This window comes from Acinetobacter sp. CIP 101966, from assembly GCF_000369725.1.
Taxonomy (GTDB): domain Bacteria; phylum Pseudomonadota; class Gammaproteobacteria; order Pseudomonadales; family Moraxellaceae; genus Acinetobacter; species Acinetobacter lwoffii_Q.
Map to the genome: position 1 here is coordinate 1 of NZ_KB850158.1, position 22682 is coordinate 22682.

Here is a 22682-nt window from a genome sequence, read left to right on the forward strand (position 1 = left end):
CTGATCCCTTCCCGAACTCAGAAGTGAAACCTCTTAGCGCTGATGGTAGTGTGGGGTTACCCATGTGAGAGTAAGTCATCGCCAGCTCATTATTCCTAAAACACCCCCGACCATAAGGCCGGGGGTGTTTTTTTGTGCGCGGGATTTAGTCGAAAGCTTAGACACTAATTCTTTATTAAGAGAAATTCTATTTATAATTTTTAAAATATATCTATTTACTTTTCTATGCTGAATTTAGACCAGAAACTCTGTATCTTGATGTTAATTTGAACAATAAATCAGTATGGAGAAGAGGATGTTGTCGCAATTTAAAATAAAAATTCTACTCAGTTGTTGTGCTTTAGCATTTACTGCCTGTCATGCAGAGAATTCATCTTCTAGAAGTATTCAAGACGCATCTACATCAGCTGCCAAATCGGATGCAGTCTCTTTAAGCATGCAAAAATATAAGGTTGAACAGGTGGCTCAATTTAATGAGCCGTGGGCGATTACTACTTTAAATGATGGCCGACTATTGATTACTGAGCGCAAAGGAAAATTGCAGCTCTTTGATCCAAAAACCAAGAAAAAAATCGAGGTGAAAGGTATACCCCAGGTTGCGTATGGGGGCCAAGGCGGCTTAGGTGAAGTTGCTTTACATCCAGATTTTGCAAAGAATCGATGGGTATATCTGAGTTATGCTGAAAAGGGTCAAGGTGGATATGGTGCTGTGGTCGTTCGTGGCAAACTTGATTTGAGCCAGTCTACCCCCCAACTGAAACAGATTGAACGGATCTGGACGCAAGTGCCGAAATTTTCAGGCCAGGGACATTATGCCCATCGGATTGTATTCGGGTCGGATGGTAAGTTATGGATCAGTTCAGGAGAACGTCAGCAATTCAACCCTGCACAGGACATGCAATCTAATGCCGGTAAGATTATTCGCCTGAATGATGATGGCTCAATCCCTGCCGATAATCCGTTTATGACTCAGGGTAAAATTACCCAGCAGGTCTGGAGTCTTGGACACCGTAATCCTCTAGGCATGGCTTTTGATCCGAAAGGGCAGCTTTGGGTGATCGAAATGGGACCGAAAGGCGGCGATGAACTGAACAAGATTGTCAAAGCTAAAAATTATGGTTATCCACTGGTATCCAATGGCGATCATTATGACGGTAAGCCCATTCCTGACCACAGTACCCGACCTGAATTTGAGGCCCCGGCACTGAATTGGACTCCGGTAATTTCTCCTTCAGATTTAATATTTTATACTGCTAATGTCTTCCCGCAATGGAAAAATAAAGCGATTGCTACCGGTCTGTCTTCTAAGGCGATTGTGATTGTGGATACCACCCAGGTTCCAGTGAAAGAAGTTCAACGTCTGGATATGAAAGAGCGGATTCGCGGGGTTGCTCAGGCACAGGATGGTTCACTGTGGGTGATTCAAGATGGTCCGCGAGCAGGTTTGTTAAAAATGACAGCACCTTAATCATCTGCTTTTAGGTTGCTTATCTAAATATGAAATATTGAATAAGCTAACCATCTGGATAAAAGGATTTTTAAGCTGATGCTGACATGAAAGAAAAAGGCCTCTACATCCTGTGAAGGCCTTTTCATATTCTGTTAAAGGTATAATGTCTGTTATACCGATCAGCATCCTGCTACGTGATTTTTTTATTTTTCTTACAAGACTTCCTGTCTTGGTATGATCTGAATATAGCCTGAAGCGACGCAGCGCAATAGGGCAGTTTAGCTGCATAGATTGTAGGTCAAAGCCGACAGCCGAATTTTAAAAAGATAAATTCAAAAATACTGTTTCAATATGATCTTTTGACCAAATCATACACTGCGGTGATGATTTTGCTGCATTTTAGCGAGAGAATACTCTTTTGATATACATCAACTGATTTAAATAAAACGTCGATAAAATAATAAAAAGGAAACTCCTATGCCTACGATTCAAATTGAAGTTCGGCAACAATATCCTCAAGCAGTTGAGGAACAATTGCTCAACAACGTATTTCATTGTGTACAAACCGCCTTTCAGCTGCCTGAATATGATCGTAATATTCGTCTGGTCGTGCATGAAGCGCATCGTTTTCAGTATATGAGCCATTTAGCTAAACCTGAATATTTCACCTTGATCAGTATTGACTGTTTTGCTGGCCGCAGTCTGGAGACCAAGTGCAATTTGTATAAGCAGATGGTCAAAAGTCTCGTGGAAATCGGTATTCCCGCAGATCATATTCTGATTCATCTGAGAGAAAGTGCATTGGAAAATTGGGGGATACGGGGAGGACAAGCGGCCTGTGATGTTGATCTCGGCTTTAAGGTTGATGTCTGATGTATCCCGATTAGTATTCACGTTACATCTAAAGTTTAAAAACAAAAAAGCCTCAACATCCTGTCGAGACTTTTCTGGATTTGCTTCTCAGATCTGACTCCTGTCTAATCTGTCAACGTCCTGTTGATTGGCGCTTTTTATTTTTGTCGTATCGCTTTGCAGACTTCCTGTCTGTCTATGTACTCACTATAGCCTCGCATAAAACGACCGCATAGCGGCTAAACTCTGCGCTGCATGTAGGCTAAAACGTACAGGACTGTCGTCCACATTAAGCACTGACATATTGAATCAGTCTATCTACCACAGCTTTTAAGTTTTTATTATCAAATTCATTGCCTTGGAAGGAATAATCTTTGTTGCGCGCAAAGATGTCCCGGATTTCAATCACGGCATTGGTATCCACCAGTCCAAGTTGAGTGCCGACTTGACGAATCTGGTCAATTGAACGTGAGCCGTTGGTCGCACCATAACCAATATAAGCTGCCGGTTTGCCTTGCCATTCCTTGCCGAGATAATCCAAGGCATTTTTCAGGGCAGGGCTATAGCCATGATTGTATTCAGGCGTGACAAAAATAAAGGCATCGCCAAGCGCAATCTTGTCGGCCCAGTCTTGCTGTTTGGGTTGATCATAAATTCCGGTCAATGGCGGATGAGCCCCAGAAAATAGCGGAAGATCCCATTCTTTTAGATCGACAATTTCAGTTTCTAAAGTGCTAAAGGCATAACTTTTAATTTCCTGCAGTACCCAGTGTGCCACTTTAATCGCGGTACGTCCCTCACGCACACTTCCAACCACAATATAAATTTTCATGTTTCATCCTTTCTTCTGGTCTGATCATCAAATTAAATTAATCAGATTTCAGAGAGGTGACTAGAGATGATTTGTATCCGGAAAATAAAAAAGCTCCCGAAGGAGCTTTTTCAAAATCAGTCAATTAGCTGATGTTTTACATCAGTTTAATACCTTGCTGACCCGCAGGTGTCACTTTAAAGATTTCCACTTCAAAAGTGATGTTTTTGCCTGCCAATGGATGGTTAAAGTCCACTTCAGTGATGTCATCATTCACCGATCTCACCACGCCATACAAGGTCGCTTTGGCTTTGTCTTCAAACTCGATCATGTGACCTTCGATCGGACGTTCTCCAAATTTTACCGTGTCAAATTTCTGGATGTTTTCTGGATTCCATGGCCCAAAAGCATCTTCTGGTGGCAGGCTCACCGTACGACGGTCACCAGCACGTAAACCAAACAGTGCTTTTTCAAAACCAGGCAGTAAATTACCATCGCCAATTACCAGGCTGACCGGTTCTTCACGGCTACGGGTATTGTCAATTTCCACGCCATTTTCGATAGCAACAGAAAAGTGCAGCTCGACTTTAGAACCGTCTGCAACCCGGGTTTCTTCGTTAGGATGAATAAAATCAGTCATGTTGTGCTTGCGCCCGTTGAATTCGATGTTTTTCTAAGAAAAAGGTATCAATCAGCATCAGAATAGTACCCACAGTAATGGCACTGTCTGCGATATTGAACGCAGGGAAGTGGCTGTTCTGGTAATACACATGAATAAAATCGACCACATAGCCGAGGCTGACCCGGTCGATTAAATTACCGATGGCACCACCCAGAATCAGGGCAATCGCCAGCGGTAAAATTTTCATGTCTTTTGGCATACGCATCAGCCAAAACACGAAGATCACAGACACTAAACCTGCCAGTGAAGTAAAGAAATAGCGTTGCCAACCACCGGCATCGGACAGAAAACTAAAGGCAGCGCCATAGTTATGTAACAGTGTCCAATTTAAAAAGGGCAGCACAGGAACAGGATCTGCATAGTTCAGATTTGTCACTGCAATCCATTTGGTCCATTGATCCAGAAGGATCGCCAGAATGGCCAGCCCAACCCACCATAAATTATGGGGATAGAACTGGAATAAGCCCTTTTTCGTGTGGGTATTAGGCATATTTTCTCTCTTCGCCTTGGCCTGTAGGAAGGTTGATGATACAACGACCGCATAGACCAGGATGTGCAGAATGTGTATTTACATCTGGTAATACATGCCAGCAACGTACGCATTTTTCGCCATCAGCTGCTGAAACTTTCACATTCAAGCCTTCAAGATCAGACGCTTCACCTTGTGCCGCATCAAACGCATTCACGATCACTTGTGATGTGATCAGTACGAAACGAAGCTCATCACTTAACTTATCTAGCACTGCTTTTAATTCAGCATTTGCCCAAAGTTCAACTTTGGCAGACAAGTTAGAACCGACAGTTTTGGCGGTACGTGCAGTTTCAATGAATTTGTTTACTGCAGATTTCACAGCAATGAGCGTTTGCCATTCCGCTTCAGATACTACATTTGCAGTTGAAGCCACAGGAATATCATACCATTCAGCGGTGAACACGTATTTCTCTGATTGCTCAGGGATTAACGGCCACGCTTCTTGTGCAGTGAAGCTCAGGATTGGTGACATCCAACGCACGAATGCTTGTACCAAGTGATACAACGCAGTTTGTGCAGAGTGACGTGCTTGTGAATCCGCTTTGGTGGTGTATTGACGGTCTTTGATGATGTCTAAGTAGAAACCACCTAAGTCGTTGATACAGAAATTCGTTAAAGCAGTGGTGACGATATGGAAGTTCATATCTTCGTATGCTTTCTTAATGGTTTCTTGCACTTCAGATGCACGTTGCAAGATGTATTGATCAAGCGCGATCAATTGATCTACAGGAAGCGCATCTGTCGAAGGTTTGAAGCCATTCAGGTTCGCCAACAAGAAACGAAGCGTGTTACGGATACGACGGTAACCATCAGAGGCACGGCTAAAGATTTCTTTACCTGCGGTCATTTCATAACGGTAATCTGCCGATGCGATCCAGAAGCGTAAGCCATCTGCACCCATATCTTTAATGATGTCTTGCGGCGTGATGACGTTACCGATCGACTTGGACATCTTGCGGCCTTTTTCATCGACCACGAAACCGTGGGTCAATAGACCTTTATATGGCGCACGTTCGTTAATCGCAATCGAGGTCAATAACGACGACTGGAACCAGCCACGGTGCTGGTCTGAACCTTCAAGGTACAAATCAGCAGGATCAGTCAATTCTTCACGTTCACGTAGTACGGCATAGTGCGTTGTACCTGAGTCGAACCAAACGTCTAGCGTGTCACGTACTGCATTGTATTGCTCAGCATCCGCACCGATGAACTCAGATGCATTACGGTTGTACCAGCCATCAATACCTTCTTGCTCGATCAGTTTCGCGACTTCTTCGATCAGTTCAGGCGTACGCGGATGCAATTCATTGGTGTCTTTATGTACGAAGAACGGAATTGGCACGCCCCAAGTACGTTGACGTGAAATACACCAATCTGGACGACCTTCAATCATCGCCTGAATCCGGTTTTTACCCCAGTCCGGTACAAAGCTGATATCGTTTTCAATCGCGTTTAACGCATTTTGACGCAGACCTTTGGCATCCATGCTGATGAACCATTGTGGGGTCGCACGGAAGATAATCGGCGTTTTATGGCGCCAGCAATGTGGGTAGCTATGCTTGATCACCACATGTGCCCAAAGCTTGGTTGCTTCAGTCAATGCCGCAATAATTTTTGGATTAGCTTTGTAGATGTGCTCACCCGGGAAGATTGGTGATGTTGGTAAATACACACCATTACCACCGACTGGGTTTTCTACTTTCAAGTTATACTGTAAACCAACTTTATAGTCGTCCACACCGTGGCCCGGTGCGGTATGTACTGCACCTGTACCGCTAGCATCGGTGACGTGTTCACCCAAAATCACAGGCACTTGGCGTTCAGCGATGAGTGGATGTTGAAGAACTAAATTCTCAAGTTTTGCACCTGTGAATTCAGCAAGCACTTCAAATGCAGTAAAGCCATAACGCTGAGTTGCAGACTCAACCAATGATTTCGCAAGGATGAAGTTTTGTGATGCTTTGTCTTCACCAGTTGCTTTCACCAGTTGGTATTCAAGTTCAGCGTGTAATGCAACCGCCTGGTTAGCAGGCATCGTCCAAGGCGTTGTTGTCCAGATCACGATGTCGGTACGATCAGCAACGTCTACGCCTACACGTACAGATAAATCAGCTAAATCTACAACGGTGAAACCGACGTCAATTGCATCCGATTTTTTATCTTCGTATTCAACTTCAGCTTCAGCCAATGATGAACCACAGTCTAGACACCAGTTGACTGGTTTCAGACCTGGCTCGATATGACCTGCTTTCGCGATTGCACCCAATGAACGTACGATGTCAGCTTCTTGTTTGAAGTTCATCGTTAGGTAAGGATTGTCCCAATCACCGAACACACCCATACGTACGAAGTCTTTCTTTTGAAGCTCAACTTGAGTGTACGCATATTCACGACACGCTTTACGGAAAGTTGAAGCATCAACTTTTACGCCGACTTTACCGACTTTTTCTTCGACTTTCAGTTCGATTGGCAAACCGTGACAGTCCCAACCCGGTACATATGGCGCATCAAAACCATCCATGACACGGCTTTTGATAATGATGTCTTTGAGTACTTTATTGACTGCATGACCCAAATGGATTTGACCATTGGCATAAGGAGGGCCGTCATGAAGCACGTATTTTTTCTTGCCAATACGCGATTCACGAATCTGCTGATAAATGTTGTCGGCATACCACTCTTCTAACCATTTCGCTTCACGTACTGCCAAATTTGCTTTCATTGCAAAGTCAGTACCTGGGAGGTTTAGCGTGGCTTTATAGTCCACTGCATTTTCAGGAGTTTGCTTATCGCTCATGCAAGTCGTCTTCCAATCTAATCAGTTATGTCACTGACACGTTTTACAATAAAAATATGGGATATTAAAAGGGAAATGTGGGGTGATTTCGACGAAACTCAAGCAGTTTCTCGACATCATCATCAATTCCGGCTTTTAGCGCTTCAAGCGAAGGATAGTCCTTTTCGCCATGTAAGTAGTTTAAGAACGTCACCCGCATCAACAGGCCATACAGATTAGCAGAAACATCTGGAAAATGTACTTCTAATCGCCACTCTGGGTGTGCTTGTTTGATGGCTGGACGTGTGCCGACATGACCTGCCCCAAACAGGGCAGTCGGGTCATAACCCGCAATACCGGTTTGCGTTGCAGAGTCGGCTTTTACTTTGTCTTTTAAGGATTGGGTTTCACAAAGGACTTCCACCCCATAAATTCCTTTCAGGCAGGGCTTATGACGGTTGAGCCGTACATTAATGGTCGGGAAATCAATGGTTCGACCAATCTGATCGCCATATTGCACCCGCCCAGTAATGCTATAAGGACGACCCAGCAATTGTGCGGCCAAGGCTAAATCACCAGCTTGCAAGGTCTGGCGAATCCGGGTGGAACTGACCCGTTCACCATCTAGAGCAATGGTATTTAAATTGGTCACTTCAAACCCGTAATTGCGCAGGAATTCGCTGTTGCCTTGGCGGTTTTTACCAAAGTGAAAATCATCGCCTAAGACCAGATGCCGGGCATTCAGTTTTTCTTTTAAAATGTCGGCAAAAGCTTCTGCAGTCAGGCTGCGAAAAGTATGGTCAAATTTCGCCACTGCGATATAGTCCACACCCAGCTCAGTCAGATATTCAACTTTTTCACGCAACGATGAAATACGCGGTGGAGCATCATAACCCTGAAAGTATTCAAGTGGTTGCGGCTCGAAAATCATCACCACAGATTTTAAACCCTGTGCTTTGGCCACCTGTTGCAGCTGACGGATCATCGCCTGATGGCCTAAATGCACGCCGTCAAAATTACCGATGGTCACGGCAGTTTTGGGTAATTCAGAATGAGAAGCTAAAGCATTTAGACGGAGCAGCTGCATGGGCAAATCAAGTGCTTAGAAATATCGAGAGGCTATATATTGCCATAATCTCGCGCTTTCGTCTTGCTGTTGTGTTTTTATGCAATATTTTTCTTGAAAATTCATCTTCCTTGGAATTGAGTCGGCTGGTTTTTCTACGCACTAAGTATGTTTGATCAGAGCACTGGTGCTTTTCATTCAGCCGGTTTTGTTTTCTAATGTCAGGGTTTTTTTTGATATCAGGTGTTTCGAATGTCCGATCTGGCGCTCATCATGGCTCTACCCAATGAATCCAAAGGCTTGTTTGAAGCAGAAGGCATTCAGGTGCATTACAGCGGGATTGGTAAAGTCAACGCGGCCTTTAAAGCCTTTGAGGTGATTCAGAATACTGGTTGCAATACCTTGCTGAATTTGGGTAGCGCGGGGAGTTCGCATTTCAATGCGCATGAACTGGTCGAAGTCACGCAATTTGTACAGCGTGATATGGATGTTTCACCCCTCGGCTTTGAGGTCGGAATGACCCCGATGGATCAGCATTTCCCGGGTGCGATTGAGCTGGATTCTTTCTTTGACCATTTGCCGAAAGGGATTTGTGGGACAGGCGATAGCTTTGAAACCGGTATTTCAAAAGTGGCGTGTAATCTGGTCGATATGGAAGGCTATGCCTTGGCCAAAGTCTGTAAAAAGTTGGGCGTTCGGCTGATTTCAGTGAAATACATTACTGATGGAGCTAATGAGACTGCGCATCTGGATTGGGAAGAAAATCTGTTATTGGGTGCGAAAAAATTATTAGATTTATATCAAATGGTAAAATAAATAGGAGGGTCAAGTTTGCTCGGCGACCATAGCAGCTATGGTCGTGTGCCAATCAGAAGCGCTTGCTTATTTATCCGTGCGTGGAATCACGCCGTATAACATCATATGTACCGTATGCTGGATAATGCGTTGCTGCATGCTGCGGTTACGCAAGGTTTTACCCGTGACCATTTCCATTTGGGTCGCAAAGTCTGCATAGTTCTGGGTAATCGCCCAAATATTCAGAATCAGTAACTCAGGATCAATATCTGCAGAAATCTTGCCTTGCTCCTGCCAGTTGGAAATCACTTTGGCTTTACGCTTGACCAGTTTTTTTAGCGGACCTTTTAAAATTTCCAGAATATGCGGTGCACCTTGAATCACCTCCAAAGCAAATAAACGGGATGCTTTAGGCTGGGTACGCGACACTTCAATTTTTTGCATCAAATAATTGGTGATCGCTTCTTCAGGCTCAAGTTCAGCTTCAAGGGTTTGTAAAGGCGCCAACCATTTTTGTAGAACGGTGGTTAATACCTCGACATACAGGGCTTCTTTATTTTCATAATAATAGAAAATATTCGACTTATGCATTTCTGCAATTTGTGCGATTTCATCCAGACTTGCCCCATTAAAACCATATAGGGAAAATACGTCTAGTGCAGCATTTAGCAGCTGATTGCGTTTTTGAGTACTCTTTTTTTGTTCCATTAGCAAATATAAAAAACAATGAAAAAGGGAATCCTCAATTGTACGGCAAATCATCAGATTTGTGCACACAGTCACAGGCTAATTTTTTGAATAATGATGATTTATTCTCTAGATCAATATTTAAAATAAGCTAAATGCATCTACACCACAAGAAAAATTCAAGTTTCTGAAAATACTTCATTTATTCATCTTTTTTCTTCATCAATGCAAGAGAGGAATAATACTGAAATGAATCTGATAAAAATGCCCTCTTATTGAGATAAAAGTATTTTTTATAAGAATAAGACCCAAAAACATGCTCGATTTTGGGTTGAATTGGGTACTCAGGTCGCTAAAACTGCCTGCAAGACCTGCTGTTCCAGTTCTGCAAATGTCACACTTTTTTGCCGGGGACGTGGCAAATTGACCTTAAACTCTTTGGCAATATGACCTTTGTCCAGCAAGATAATCCGGTCTGCGAGTTGTACGGCTTCACTGACATCATGCGTGACCAGAATGGCGGTAAAGCCTTGCTCGGTCCATAAGCGCTCAATCAGGTTTTGCATTTCCAGACGTGTCAGGGCATCCAGAGCACCGAGTGGTTCATCCAGCAACAGAATACGCGGCTGATGCGATAATGCCCGCGCTAAGGCGGTACGTTGCCGTTGTCCTCCAGAAAGCTGTGAAGGCCACAGTCCAGCTTTTTCTTTTAGGCCGACTTTTTCCAGCATTTGCGAAGCTTTGGCATGCTGCTCCTTCGGTAAACCGAGTTGAACATTCTGTTCGATGCTGCGCCAGGGCAGCAGGCGAGGGTCCTGAAACATCACCCGGATATCATCGGTAGTAATGCCTTCGCGAATATGCCGGGCTGACTTAAACTTGATTTCGCCGTAGCTTTGCTGTTCCAGATCGGCAATCAGGCGCAATAAGGTACTTTTACCACAACCGCTGCGACCAACAATTGCCAGAAATTCACCCGGCTGGATATGCAGGTCCAGATCTTCCAGAACCTTGACCGAACCGTAAAACTTGTGCAGCTGTTCAATGATAATTTCGGCACCGATCACTGCAGCAGGATTGATCTCTTCCGCAGGTTGGTCCAGTGGCACAATCGGGTCATTGGCATGACGCCCTAAACTGAGATCAGTCATCACATGCTCCTCATTTATTCTTTATTTTTGATAGCCGGCATGCCAGCGCAGCAGGAATCGCTCTAAGGCCACGGCCAGAACATCGGCCAGTTTGCCGAGCAGGGCATACAATAAAATACCTACCAGAACCACGTCAGTTTGCAAAAATTCACGTGCATTCATGGTCATATAACCAATACCAGACTGGGCGGAAATGGTTTCGGCCACGATTAACAATACCCAGACCAGACCTAGAGAAAAACGCAGTCCGACCAGAATTGACGGCATCGCACCCGGCAGAATAATTTCTTTATACAGTTGCCAGCGAGTTAAGCCATAGCTTTTGCTCATCTCGATCAATTGCGGATCGACGGAACGAATCCCATGATAGGTATTGATATAAATCGGGAAAAATACCCCAATCGCCACCAGAAACAATTTGGCAGATTCATCAATCCCGAACCATAAGATGACTAGGGGAATGAGTGCCAGTGCAGGAATATTGCGGATCATCTGCAAGGTGGTATCGAGCAGGGTAGAGGCAGTTCTGGATGAACCATTTAACAGACCCAGCAATAGGCCCAAACCACCACCTACCAATAATCCGCTGATGGCACGTCCTGCACTGACTTGTACATGCGTCCATAGTTCACCACTAAGCAATAAGTTCCAGAAGGCTAAAATAACAGCACTCGGTGCAGGCAGAATCCGGCTTTCCAACAGGCCTATGCCAGAGGCAATCTGCCAGATCGCAATCAAAAAAACTGGAACCAGCCAGGGCAGCAGATGCTGTCCCAGAATTGTTCCACGTGAAACCTGCTTTTGGGCCAAGGTTTCAACGGAAACGACTTTTGACATTAAGCAGACTCCTTAATTTTCTCAGCCTGCTTGTTCTCGTCCGGTGTGTAGTTGTTCGCCACGATTTCGCCAAATGGACCGGTCAAGTTTGGTTGAGTGAGTTTTTGCTGGGTTTCCAGTGGAAGTAACGGGAATACCAGTTCGGCAAAACGGATGGATTCTTCCAGATGCGGATAGCCTGAGAAAATAAAGGTGCTGATCCCAAGATCGGCATATTCCTGGATACGTGCAGCGACGGTTTCCGGATCACCGACCAGTGCCGTACCTGCACCACCACGAACCAGACCCACACCTGCCCACAGGTTCGGAGAAACTTCGAGTTTGCTGCGGTCGCCGTTATGCAGTTCTGCCATACGGCGCTGACCGACTGAGTCCATGGATTTGAATTTGGCTTGAGCTGCAGCGATAGTGGCATCATCCACATATTGAATCAGTTCTTCAGCCGCCGCCCAGGCCTGCTCATTGGTTTCGCGTACGATTACGTGTAAACGGATCCCGTAATTCAGTTCACGACCTTTAGCTGCAGCCTTGGCTTTTACCACTGCAATTTTTTCTTTGACTGCGGCCGGTGGCTCGCCCCAGGTCAGGTAGGTGTCGACCTGATCCGTAGCCAGTTCAATGGCATCATCCGATGAACCGCCAAACCATAAAGGCGGATGTGGCTGCTGGATGGGTGGATACAGCAATTTTGCATCATCGACACTTAAGCGTTCGCCATGGAAACTAAAGCTTTGCCCAGTATGCGAGCGTTTTAAAATTTCACGCCAGATGGTGGTGTATTCGGTCGCCGTTTTATAACGGGTTGTGTGATCTTCATAGACGCCATCACCTTTTAGCTCCTGCTCGTCACCGCCAGTCACCAGATTCAGCAGTACTCGGCCATTAGACAAGCGGTCAAAGGTCGCGGCCATACGTGCAGCCAGTGCCGGCGTGGTCACGCCTGGACGCAGGGCCACCAGGAATTTTAATTTTTTGGTTGCATCGATCAGGCTGGCTGCGGTTAACCAAGGATCTTCACAAGAACGGCCAGTCGGAATCAGGACACCTTCATAACCTAAGTTATCCACGGCAACGGCAATCTGCTTCATGTAGGCATGATCTACAACACGTGCGCCCTTGCTGGTGCCTAAGTAACGGCTGTCGCCATGAGTGGGGATAAACCAGAAAATTTTCATGTGATATTCCTTAAATTAAATCATCTTGTTTGTTCATCAATGTGTGGCTGCTGGCGACCAGATCTGTTGCTGGACGCTGATGGTTTTGGGAATCAGTTGAACCTGCTGGAAGAGATCGGCAATATTCTGTTGGGCTTTGATCACTTCCGTCGTTAATGGTTGTACCGGCGAAGGTTTAAGACGACGCTCAAATGCAAGCTTCGCCACTTCTGGTTTCAGACCGGTACTTTTCTGATAAATATCTAGGGCTACAGCCTGGTTTTTAAGAATCCACTGGTCAGAGGCATTTAAAGCCTGAATAAACTTCCCGGGGCTATCCGGATGCTTCTGAATAAATTCAGGATTGCCGATATAAAAGGAATAGGTTTGCGGAAAGTCACTGGATTCAATCAGCACCTTAACCTGGCTGTCGAACTCGGCTGCACCCAAGAAGGGATCCCAGATTGCCCAGGCATCAATGGCTTTTTTATCAAAAGCAGCACGTGCATCCGCAGGGGGAAGCCAGATGGCTTGAATCTCTGACCAGCTTAAGCCGGCTTTTTCCAGGGTTTTGGCCAGAAGTTCATGGGCACTTGAACCTTTCTGCACCGCGATCCGTTTTCCTTTCAACTGTTGAATATTTTGAATGGCACTGTCTTTCGGCAAGACCACGGCCAAAGAGTTTCCAGCCACTTTTTCAAAGGCCACGTAACTCAGGGCTTTGTCTGCCGCCTGTGCAAAAATGGGCGGAGTATTCCCCACATAGCCATAATCCACTGCACCGACTGCCAGTGCTTCCAGCATTTGTGGGCCTGCCGGAAACTCTTTCCATTCAATTTTGGCATTGGGAAATTGTTGTTCTAACAGCTTTTCATCACGTGCCACCAGCAGATTTAAGGCTGATTTCTGAAAGCCAATCGCAATGGTTTTAACTTGTTGCGCTGACGTGGTTTCTGCGGCAGCTGTTTGCTGTGGTTCCTGTTTCTGGCAGCCAGTCAGACTAAAGCTCAATAATGCTAAGCTGATATAAGAAACTGTTTTTATATGACTCATCTTTATTCTCGAATTATTCTGCTGTTATTTAATAATTGCTGCATCAATATTCAGCTTTTGTGGAATCAGCTGCTGCGCATAAAATGCATCGGCGACTTGTTGCTGTTTTTGAATCACGTCAGTGCTGAGAGGTTTAACGCCAAAGCCCATGCGTGAAATAGAGGTTTTCAAGACATCGACGGCCAGACCTGTCGGTTTTTGCAGGAGCTGAGCGGCAGCGTCCTGATTTTTTGCCACCCAGTCCGTGGTCAGATTCAGTTCGTTGACCACCGCCTGTACCACCTGAGGATGGCTTTCTGCGAACTTGCGATCTGCCAGATAGAACTGATGATTGCTCACCACATTTTCACCGCTGGCAATGACACGCGCACCAATTTGATGTTCAGCAGCTGCAAAGAACGGATCCCAGATCACCCAAGCATCGACTGCACCACGTTCAAATGCAGCACGTGCATCGGAAGGTGGTAAATAGATCACTTCGATATCATCAAGGCCAAGCTGGTTGGCTTCCAGAACTTTTAATAGTAAGTAATGCACGTTTGAACCTTTGTTCAGGGCTACCCGTTTGCCTTTCAGATCTTGAATAGACTGAATCGGCGAATCTTTCGGTACAATTAAGGCTTCTGCCTTAGGCGCTTGCGGCTGATTGGCCACATAGACCAGATTTGAGTTGGCCGCCTGGGCAAAAATTGGCGGTGCTTCACCGGCTTCACCAAAAGAGACGCTGCCAACATTCAGGCCCTCAAGCAGTTGTGGGCCGGCCGGAAATTCTACCCATTTCACATTGACCCCTTGCTGTTTTAAGCTGGTTTCCAGCGTGCCGCGTTCTTTTAAAATAGGTAATATGCCGTATTTTTGGAAACCGATATTCAGGGTAATGGTCTCTTCTTTTTTCGAGCAGCCTGAAAGCATCATGACACCAGCCATCGCGGTACCGAGTACCGCAGTCTTTGTTAAAAACTGAACATGAGATTGGCGCATGAATCAAAACTCCCGAAAGTGAAAAGCTAGTGAATGAAAACTTAGACACACGCTAATCGTTTTTGTTTTTCTAAAAAAATAACTATTCAGGAATTTCTAATGAAGAAAAAAGATAAATAAAAAAGCGCAAAACTTATGCAGAAAAGTGATTTATATAAAAATGAAGATTTAATATTTAAATTAATCAAACCTATGAAATTTATAGTTATTTTTTTAAATCTAATCTATTGATATGTTTAGCTAAAAACGAGTAATAGAATTTTAAAATTTAAAGCGAGATTGCCAGATATCTTTATCTAAAATTAAGCTAAAGCACTGAAAGAAAAAGCCACTTTAAAGTGACTTTTTGCAAACAATTGAATTACGTTGATAATTGTAAAATGCCTGACGGGCATCCGGCAGGTCATCGACTGAAGCTGGTTCAAAGCCTTGTTCTAGAAACCAGTGCGCGGTGCGGGTAGTTAAAATAAACAGTTGCTGAATCTGCATGCTTTTGGCTTTTTCTTCTAGATAATGCAGGATCTGGCTACCCCGATTAGACTTGCGATAACTGGGATGTACCGCAACACAGGCAATTTCTGCAGAACGCAATTCATCCCCTGTCGTCGGAATCGGGTAGAGGGCGGCACAGGCCAGAATCATGCCGTCCCGTTCGATTACGGCAAACTGGTTGATTTCATTTTCCAGGCGTTCACGCGAACGATAGACCAGAATGCCTTCTTCTTCCAGTGGACGCAGCAAACCGATCAGGCCACCGACATCCTGAATATCGGCCATCCGCACTTCTTCATAATGCGCGTCGGTGACCAGAGTTCCGGAACCATCCCGGGTGAACAGCTCTTCCAGCAGGGCACCATCATAGGCATAAGAAATCAGATGCACCCGATGTACGCCGTTCATTGAGGCTTCCTGTGCGGCTTTCAATTGTAGTCCTCTTTCAAGCGCATCTTGTTCGACCGGAATAAAATCATCCAGTTGTTGCGGTGTCACTTCGCGTTTGAGTTGGCCGTTACTGTCCATCAGACCATGCTGCTTACCGAGAAAAATCAGTTTATCTGCCTTAAGGCGAATCGCAGTTTTGGTAGCAACTTCTTCAGCCAGCAGATTAAAAACTTCTCCGGTAGTGGAATAACCGGTCGGGCCAAGCACCACAATATTATGACTGTCCAGATGGCGCTGAATCGCATCGGTATCAACCGCGCGCACTTCACCGGTCAACTGAAAATCGATACCATCGCGGATGCCATACGGCTTGGCGGTGACAAAATTCCCTGAAACGGTATCAATCCGGGCGCCATACATCGGCGAATTGGCCAGTCCCATAGACAGCAGTGCTTCAATTTGTAGGCGGATCGAACCGACGGCATTCATCACGCAGCTTAAAGATTCACGTGTGGTGACCCGACGCTGCTGGTAAAAAGGCGTCGTAATCTGGCTTTGAGCCAGATTCTGGTTAATTTGCGGACGTGCACCATGTACCAGAATCAGCCGAATGCCCAAAGAATGTAATAAAGCAATATCGTGAATAATATGCTGAAAGTTATCATTTAAGACGGCTTCGCCATCAAACATGATTACAAAGGTTTTATTGCGGTGCGCATTGATATAAGGCGCAGAATGGCGAAACCAGTGCACATATTGCAAAGTTGTGCTTTGTGACGTTTCTGCTGAAGTCATGCTGTGCCCATTTCAATGATTGAAGATCCAGCTTTGATTCTAATGAAAAAAAATGCAAGTGGAAGTGCAGATATAAAAAAACACCTGAAGGGGACTTCAGGTGTCTGCAAGACGAGCAGTAATGGAGAAAGCTTAGTTAATGATTCGTACAATTTTGTTGGTACGCTCATTGACCAGAACGTAGTCATTGTTGACCTTGTACCATTGCTGGAAACGACCGGTATTTGGCAAACGGCGTGCTTCGCGATCACTTACTTCAAAACGGTTGTTGTCATATTGGCGAGGTAAAGTTTGTCCTACGCGCCAGTCACGGCTTGGATTGACCATACGGTTGTTATGACGGCGGTCATCATTCCAGCGACGGTCGTCATTCCATTTCTTGCTGTCTTTGGCATTCCAGTGTGGCGCCGGTTTATGCGGATTATGGTCATAACGCGAGTCATGCTGTGGTGCTGCCATTGCAGAAGTAGCTAACAAAGCACTTAGAGATAACGCGATTGTAGTTAAGACTTTTTTCATGGCTCTCACCTTAAGATGTATATCTAATTTCGATGAGACTAAATTAGCGAACAAGTACATAGAAAGCGTGAGGGCTATTTAGTTAAATTGTTAAATTCATGAAGAAATTTAGTAGATGAATCACGCAGTTTGAAAACTGGAAAAGCCGCGAGATTTTGGGTTAAAAATTTTCAGCCAGTGAAATAAAAAAGCCCAAACATCGTTGGGCCTTAAAGAAGATTAAATTTGAATGCACTTATGAACTAGTCACCCACAATCCGGATAATGCTGTTGTTTTCAGAATCCACCAGAATATAGTCATTATTGACTTTGTACCATTGCTGCTTGCGGTCAGGTCGAGGCAGGCGATGGTCTTTATATTCAACTTTATAGCCATTGCCACGATAATGCTGCGGCATCACATAACCCGGCTGCCAGCGTAACTGTTGCAGGCGTTTCACCCCGCGTTCTTCACGCATACGGCGGTTATCCTGCTGATCTTCCTCTCGGAACTCACGGGCTTTCTTCTTGTCATGACCATGACGTGAATCCATACGGGATTCATCATTGAAATGAGGGGCAGCGATGACGACATTGCTCAGCATGAATGTACTGCAAGAAATTGCCAGTGCCACCAAAACCTTTTTCATGTTGAACCCTCATTAAATTGTTCATCTTCTACAGCACCTAATGTACGGAAAAATTGCAGAGAAACTGTGAAGAACAGGCACAATTTTTATAACAAATGCAGAGATATTATGATGATGTCATATTTTTACATGACTATATGCGACGGCATCACTTCTATAAAGTAGCCTACCGAGCCATGTCCTTATCTCATCAAAGCAAGGGCCAACATGCAAGCGAAAATCGATGATTTAGCTCAAAAAAACAGCATTGAGTCAGCGAGAAAAAAGTTCATGATTTAATGAAACGACAAAGAATTTTGCCGGTTTAGTTTGAGATTAATTCCATTGCTCTGCCAAACCTTGTAAGGACTGAATCGCGTCAGCCACGGATTCAGCTTGTAGGGCGTCATCGAGTGCCACAATCAATGCTTCAGATAACTGCAACTGTTCAATCCGGTGAATTGTTTCAATTTTACGTTTTTGGTCAGCCATGCTGCGCTCCTGATTTGATCTATCTGTGATTCAAGAAAGCATAGTCCAATCAGTTTAATTTGGAAAACCGTATAATTTTATATATTTAATATGTAAATCCGATTTATTGTTATTTTTTGCAGGATTTTAAGAAAAAAAGGGCACTTTATCGAAAAGTGCCCAAGATTATTCAATGACCCGACTTTTAATAAGCGTAGTTCAGGTCAGTATAATCGTTGAGTGATTTCTGCACATGCGCCTGAATAAAGGCACGTACATCCTCGGCCGTCATGGCTTTACCCTGATTGCTGATGACATGCTCGATTTCAGGTTGTCCTTCAATTTGAATGCGATAAACAAAATGCTTGGCCAGACGATAACAATCGTCTAATTTTTCAATGCCAGTCACATAATAATATGCATGTTCAAAATTCAGATCCTGATGTGAAAATACAAATTGCTCGAACAATTTGAGTTTCTGAGCATTTTCGAGTGCTTTGATGTCATCCACGATACTGGCTTCAAACTTGGTGCCGTATTTCTCTGAAATAGGCTGTTGATCAATCAGCAGCGACACCATGCCATCGTCTAAATGGGTCACCGTAATATTGTTTAATTCAGTCATGATGCACTCGAGTAAAATATAGTGGGGCTTAGTATGCTGTTATTTTAATGAAACTCAATGCGAGCGGGGTGAACTTACTTAAGATTTATGCGCTGAATATGACTAAAAATGAAATAAAAAGGGAGCGATTGCTCCCTGAATGACAGACAGAATAATTTAATCCTGTGCATCAATACTCTGGCCATTCATATGCAGGCTGTCATTACCCATCAAATATAGATAAGCCGGCATGATTGAATCAGGGGTAGGCAGGGTTTTCGGATCTTCATTCAGATAGGCCTTGGCGCGCATGGCAGTCCGCGTTGCCCCGGGATTGATGCAGTTATAACGGATATTCGGATGTACCTGCTCTTTGGCAAATAACTGGCTTACCGCTTCAATGGCAATTTTAGACACCGAATACGCACCCCAGCGTTCGCGGGCTTCGCGGCCTACACCTGAGCTGGCAAAAACCACAGAAGCATGTTCGGATTTGGATAATAACGGCAGCAGGGCCTGGGTCATGACAAAGGGTGCACGCAGATTGACCGCCATCACATCATCCCAGACATTGACCGGATAATCCGCCAAGGGAACCCGTTCGCCTAAAATGCCGGCATTGTGCAGAATGCCGTCCAGACGACCAAACTGACGGTCTAGCGTATCGAGCAAAAGCTCATAATCACGTTCTGACGCACTCGATAGTTGTAGCGGCAAGATGGCAGGTTGCGGCGCACCCAAACTTTCAATTTCATCATAAATGACTTCGAGTTTGTTTAAGGTACGCCCATGCAACACCACAGTTGCGCCATGCAAGGCATAACTGATTGCTGCTGCACGTCCAATGCCATCGCCCGCACCTGTGATTAGGATGATACGATCCTTGAGCAGATCGGGGCGAGGTTGATATGCTGAATATTTCATTATCTACCTCCTCACTTCTTATTATTTAGTGTTAAGCGTTCAAGATACCGCAGTATGCTGCTTCAGTACTAGTGTCTGAATCAATTGATGTAATTCTGTCACAGTATGCACGATATGGTCGGCCTGCCAGGTGTTTAAATCGTCTTTGTATTGCAACGGCAAATAACCATAAGCAGCCAGAATGGTCAACATCTGGGCATGACGGCCGGCATCAATATCTCGGGGATGATCTCCGACATAGATACAGTCTTCCGCGGCAAGATTCAGTTGCTTGGCTGCCAGATACATCGGTTCAGGATCGGGTTTGGTCCGAGTGACATCTTCCGGACATACCAGCACTGCGCAGCGTTCACTCAGGTTCAGCGCTTGCAGTAAAGCCTCGCTGAGCCAGCGCGGTTTATTGGTCACAATCCCCCAAGGAATGTCATTTTCCTCTAGCTGTTCAAGTAATGGATACATGCCATCAAACAGATCGGTATCGACCGCAATATCTGCGCCGTACATGTCCAGAAAGCGCTGACGGTGTTGCAGAAAGACCGGATCTTCTAGTTGCAGTTCCGGATAAACCAGTTTCACCATAGCGCGAGCGCCTTCGGAGACTTGGGTACGAATCAGCTCGGGTGCAACCAGTGAGCGGCTTTCTTCACGGCACATCTGCTGGATAATTCGGATAAAATCGGCAGCGGTATCAATCAGGGTTCCATCTAGGTCAAATAAAACGGCTTTCATGCTGTGGTCTCTGCTGCGCTATCTTTCACGGTATAAACCATGTAGTTCACATCAACATTCGGTGCCAGCCAATAACGCTTGGTCAGCGGATTATAGTGCAGACCGGTCATGTCTTTGAGCTTTAAACCAGCGTTACGAATATCATGTGCCAGTTCAGACGGCTTGATAAATTTGCTGTAATCATGGGTGCCTTTGGCCAGCATGCGCAAGACATATTCTGCCCCGATAATCGCAAATAAATAGGACTTTGGATTACGGTTAATGGTCGAGAAGAATACATGACCACCTGGCTTGACCAGCTTGTGACAGGCCTGAATAATCGATGCCGGATCTGGCACATGCTCTAGCATTTCCATGCAGGTCACGATGTCATATTGGCCAGCCTGTTCCTCTGCCAGTTGCTCAACCGGCACCTGACGATATTCAATATTGTTCACACCTTCCTGTTCGGCATGGATGCGTGCCACATTTAAAGGGGCTGCGCCCATATCAATCCCGAGTACATCGGCACCGCGTCGCGCCATGCTTTCGGCCAGAATACCGCCACCACAGCCGATATCCAGCACTTTTTTGCCGCTTAAGCCTCCGGCATGTTCATCAATCCAGTTTAAACGCAGTGGATTAATCATGTGCAAGGGGCGGAACTCGGAATGCTGATCCCACCATATAGCTGCAAATGCTTCAAACTTGGCAATTTCTTGTGGATCAACATTCAATTGCGACATCGGTGTCACCTCAATCAGTCATGATTAGCTAAAAATATATATGTGCCGAATGGCCAGAGAAACTGATTTAAAACCTTGAAAATCAGTTCGATGGTTTAGTGTAGCGATTCTGGCAGAAAAAGCGATAAAAGCAGCAAAAAAGTTCACAGAATGAAAACGAAACCGGCATAATTGATTTATAGTGAACACATAAACTAAGCATAATGATTTAGAGGACGATAATCCGAATGAAAAAATTCCTTTTAGGCGCTGTTGCCGCATCTGTTTTGGCCTTTTCAGGCAATGCTATGGCCAATTTTGTGGCAGGTCAGGACTATCAGGTGGTTGCAAAACCAGTCAAAGTCGAAAAACCGGGCAGAATTGAGGTACGTGAATTCTTCTGGTACGGCTGTGGTCACTGTTTCGCGCTTGAACCACATATGCAGGGCTGGTTGAAAAAATTACCAAAAGATGTACGTTTTGTACGTACGCCGGCTGCAATGAATCCACTCTGGGAACAGGCAGCACGTGCTTATTATGTGTCTGAAGCATTGGGTGTGCGTCAAAAAGCACATTTACAATTATTCCATGATATTCATGACAAGCAACGTCCAATTTTAGAACAGGCGCAATTGGCCAAGTTCTATACCCGCTATGGTATTTCTGAAGCGAAATTTAACAGCACTTATAAATCTTTCCCGATCACTTCGAAAATTGCCCAAGCCAAAAATCTGGCTGCTCAGTATCAGCTCAGTGGTGTTCCGGCAGTGACCGTGAATGGTAAATATATTGTGCAAGGTAATGATGCCAAAGTCATTCAGGTGGTGAATTACCTGATCGAAAAAGAGCGTAAAGCCAAATAAGTCTGAACTGACGATCACTAAAAAAACCTGCATCATGATGCAGGTTTTTTTATTTAGGCCGGAGGAGTGACCGCTTCATTGAGCACAGGGCTTACGGTTTCAACTGTTTCGGTAGGTCTCCGGTACCAGTGCAAAATGCCACGCAGCAAAAGCTGCATCTGTAGCACGCTTTGGGTTTTAAAGGCATTGGATTGGGCGCGACGTAGCTCTGGATCAGCCTGATGCTGCAGATGAATCCAGCCCATGGCCCAGTTCAGGGACAGCTCAATCAGCATCTGTGCCAGAGCCTGCAAGTCCTGTGGCGCCTGAATATGTCGGGTAGATTGCATCTTGGCCAGTTCATGCATGACATCTTCAGCCAGAAAATGAATTTCCCGTTCAATTCCGGCACGTAATACGTCCGAACCGCCCCAACGTTCTGCAACAAAAAAAATCCAGGGTTCAGGATGATATTCGACCGCCTGAAAAAACAGTTCAAGTCCGGTGTAGGTTCGGGTATTTGGCTGATACAGATAAGCCTGTCCCAGTTGATTGAGTACTCCTTTGATGTGAATCGCAACCTGATCCAGCAACTCCAGACCGAGCTGGTTCATATCCTGAAAATGCCGATAAAATGCCGTCGGTACCAGTCCAACTGCATTCGTAACTTCACGCAGGCTGATCGTGCTGAAAGCACGGCCCTGACTGCTGAATGCCAGAGTGGCATCGAGTAACGCCTGATGACTTTGCTGCTTGCGATCTTCACGTAAGGACATA

At 45.1% G+C, this 22682-nt stretch carries 24 protein-coding genes and 1 rRNA gene; 5 read left to right on the forward strand and 20 right to left on the reverse strand.

Features of this window, described 5'->3' with window-relative positions; translation table 11 throughout:
- From rrf to F891_RS00095, 3 genes are all read left to right on the forward strand, one after another.
- A 5S ribosomal RNA gene (rrf, locus tag F891_RS17080) occupies nucleotides 1-87 on the forward strand; the annotation flags it as partial.
- A gap of 208 nt (nucleotides 88-295) precedes the next feature.
- Nucleotides 296-1468: a PQQ-dependent sugar dehydrogenase gene (locus F891_RS00090; protein ID WP_005261479.1), complete on the forward strand. Its 1173-nt coding sequence runs from the start codon at nucleotides 296-298 to the stop codon at nucleotides 1466-1468.
- 459 nt (nucleotides 1469-1927) lie between these two features.
- Nucleotides 1928-2323 carry a tautomerase family protein gene (locus F891_RS00095; RefSeq protein WP_005261480.1) on the forward strand — a complete coding sequence of 132 codons (396 nt, stop codon included), beginning with the start codon at nucleotides 1928-1930 and terminating at the stop codon, nucleotides 2321-2323.
- A gap of 268 nt (nucleotides 2324-2591) precedes the next feature.
- Here the strand turns inward: F891_RS00095 and F891_RS00100 are convergent, their stop codons facing one another.
- The 5 genes from F891_RS00100 to ribF all read right to left on the reverse strand — a co-directional run bounded on the left by F891_RS00100 (nucleotide 2592) and on the right by ribF (nucleotide 8190).
- A complete protein-coding gene (locus F891_RS00100) occupies nucleotides 2592-3134 on the reverse strand; it encodes an NADPH-dependent FMN reductase (protein WP_004281216.1) in 543 nt (180 codons plus the stop codon).
- A 136-nt stretch (nucleotides 3135-3270) separates the two neighbouring features.
- Nucleotides 3271-3753, reverse strand: a complete 483-nt coding sequence (locus tag F891_RS00105; RefSeq protein ID WP_004281217.1) for an FKBP-type peptidyl-prolyl cis-trans isomerase — start codon at nucleotides 3751-3753, stop codon at nucleotides 3271-3273.
- Nucleotides 3746-4285 (reverse strand): signal peptidase II, encoded by a 540-nt coding sequence (lspA, locus tag F891_RS00110; RefSeq protein WP_005261481.1) that lies wholly within the window; start codon nucleotides 4283-4285, stop codon nucleotides 3746-3748. Before lspA ends, F891_RS00105 begins: the two co-directional genes overlap by 8 nt.
- The gene (ileS, locus tag F891_RS00115) at nucleotides 4278-7124 is read right to left on the reverse strand and encodes an isoleucine--tRNA ligase (protein ID WP_005261482.1); all 2847 of its coding nucleotides are present in this window, start codon (nucleotides 7122-7124) and stop codon (nucleotides 4278-4280) included. Before ileS ends, lspA begins: the two co-directional genes overlap by 8 nt.
- A 64-nt stretch (nucleotides 7125-7188) precedes the next feature.
- On the reverse strand, nucleotides 7189-8190 hold the full coding sequence (gene ribF, locus F891_RS00120) for a bifunctional riboflavin kinase/FAD synthetase (RefSeq protein WP_005261483.1): 1002 nt from the start codon (nucleotides 8188-8190) through the stop codon (nucleotides 7189-7191).
- A 231-nt stretch (nucleotides 8191-8421) separates the two neighbouring features.
- On the opposite strand from ribF, the gene F891_RS00125 reads away from it, so the two are divergent.
- Nucleotides 8422-8985 (forward strand): 5'-methylthioadenosine/S-adenosylhomocysteine nucleosidase family protein, encoded by a 564-nt coding sequence (locus tag F891_RS00125; protein WP_005261484.1) that lies wholly within the window; start codon nucleotides 8422-8424, stop codon nucleotides 8983-8985.
- 66 nt (nucleotides 8986-9051) lie between these two features.
- Here F891_RS00125 and F891_RS00130 read toward each other — a convergent pair whose 3' ends face one another.
- The 14 genes from F891_RS00130 to ubiG all read right to left on the reverse strand — a co-directional run bounded on the left by F891_RS00130 (nucleotide 9052) and on the right by ubiG (nucleotide 21084).
- A complete protein-coding gene (locus F891_RS00130) occupies nucleotides 9052-9672 on the reverse strand; it encodes a TetR family transcriptional regulator C-terminal domain-containing protein (protein ID WP_004281222.1) in 621 nt (206 codons plus the stop codon).
- 323 nt (nucleotides 9673-9995) lie between these two features.
- Entirely contained in the window at nucleotides 9996-10802 is an 807-nt protein-coding gene (locus F891_RS00135) for an ABC transporter ATP-binding protein (RefSeq protein ID WP_005261485.1), read from the reverse strand.
- Nucleotides 10803-10823: 21 nt separating this feature from the next.
- The gene (gene ssuC, locus F891_RS00140; protein WP_005261487.1) at nucleotides 10824-11639 is read right to left on the reverse strand and encodes an aliphatic sulfonate ABC transporter permease SsuC; all 816 of its coding nucleotides are present in this window, start codon (nucleotides 11637-11639) and stop codon (nucleotides 10824-10826) included.
- Nucleotides 11639-12814, reverse strand: coding sequence for an FMNH2-dependent alkanesulfonate monooxygenase (gene ssuD / locus F891_RS00145; RefSeq protein ID WP_005261490.1), 1176 nt, complete (start codon nucleotides 12812-12814; stop codon nucleotides 11639-11641). Before ssuD ends, ssuC begins: the two co-directional genes overlap by 1 nt.
- Before the next feature lie 36 nt (nucleotides 12815-12850).
- Complete coding sequence (locus F891_RS00150; protein WP_005261492.1) at nucleotides 12851-13846, reverse strand: aliphatic sulfonate ABC transporter substrate-binding protein; 996 nt, start codon at nucleotides 13844-13846, stop codon at nucleotides 12851-12853.
- A 24-nt stretch (nucleotides 13847-13870) separates the two neighbouring features.
- Complete coding sequence (locus F891_RS00155) at nucleotides 13871-14827, reverse strand: sulfonate ABC transporter substrate-binding protein (RefSeq protein WP_005261494.1); 957 nt, start codon at nucleotides 14825-14827, stop codon at nucleotides 13871-13873.
- Between the two features lie 333 nt (nucleotides 14828-15160).
- On the reverse strand, nucleotides 15161-16504 hold the full coding sequence (argA, locus tag F891_RS00160; protein ID WP_004729045.1) for an amino-acid N-acetyltransferase: 1344 nt from the start codon (nucleotides 16502-16504) through the stop codon (nucleotides 15161-15163).
- A gap of 132 nt (nucleotides 16505-16636) precedes the next feature.
- Nucleotides 16637-17023, reverse strand: coding sequence for an RcnB family protein (locus F891_RS00165; protein WP_005261495.1), 387 nt, complete (start codon nucleotides 17021-17023; stop codon nucleotides 16637-16639).
- 242 nt (nucleotides 17024-17265) lie between these two features.
- Complete coding sequence (locus tag F891_RS00170) at nucleotides 17266-17652, reverse strand: RcnB family protein (RefSeq protein WP_004281230.1); 387 nt, start codon at nucleotides 17650-17652, stop codon at nucleotides 17266-17268.
- Between the two features lie 315 nt (nucleotides 17653-17967).
- Nucleotides 17968-18123: a hypothetical protein gene (locus F891_RS17985; RefSeq protein ID WP_004281231.1), complete on the reverse strand. Its 156-nt coding sequence runs from the start codon at nucleotides 18121-18123 to the stop codon at nucleotides 17968-17970.
- A 184-nt stretch (nucleotides 18124-18307) separates the two neighbouring features.
- Nucleotides 18308-18727 (reverse strand): hypothetical protein, encoded by a 420-nt coding sequence (locus F891_RS00175; RefSeq protein ID WP_005261496.1) that lies wholly within the window; start codon nucleotides 18725-18727, stop codon nucleotides 18308-18310.
- Nucleotides 18728-18883: 156 nt separating this feature from the next.
- A complete protein-coding gene (locus F891_RS00180; protein WP_005261497.1) occupies nucleotides 18884-19630 on the reverse strand; it encodes a YciK family oxidoreductase in 747 nt (248 codons plus the stop codon).
- 39 nt (nucleotides 19631-19669) lie between these two features.
- On the reverse strand, nucleotides 19670-20359 hold the full coding sequence (locus F891_RS00185) for an HAD family hydrolase (protein WP_005261498.1): 690 nt from the start codon (nucleotides 20357-20359) through the stop codon (nucleotides 19670-19672).
- On the reverse strand, nucleotides 20356-21084 hold the full coding sequence (gene ubiG / locus F891_RS00190) for a bifunctional 2-polyprenyl-6-hydroxyphenol methylase/3-demethylubiquinol 3-O-methyltransferase UbiG (RefSeq protein ID WP_005261499.1): 729 nt from the start codon (nucleotides 21082-21084) through the stop codon (nucleotides 20356-20358). The genes F891_RS00185 and ubiG overlap by 4 nt, the downstream gene beginning before the upstream one ends.
- Nucleotides 21085-21311: 227 nt before the next feature.
- Between ubiG and F891_RS00195 the strand changes: the two genes are divergently transcribed.
- Nucleotides 21312-21926: a thiol:disulfide interchange protein DsbA/DsbL gene (locus F891_RS00195; protein WP_005094908.1), complete on the forward strand. Its 615-nt coding sequence runs from the start codon at nucleotides 21312-21314 to the stop codon at nucleotides 21924-21926.
- Between the two features lie 53 nt (nucleotides 21927-21979).
- Here the strand turns inward: F891_RS00195 and F891_RS00200 are convergent, their stop codons facing one another.
- Nucleotides 21980-22681, reverse strand: a complete 702-nt coding sequence (locus F891_RS00200) for a TetR family transcriptional regulator (protein ID WP_005261501.1) — start codon at nucleotides 22679-22681, stop codon at nucleotides 21980-21982.
- Between the last annotated feature and the right edge of the window lies 1 nt (nucleotide 22682).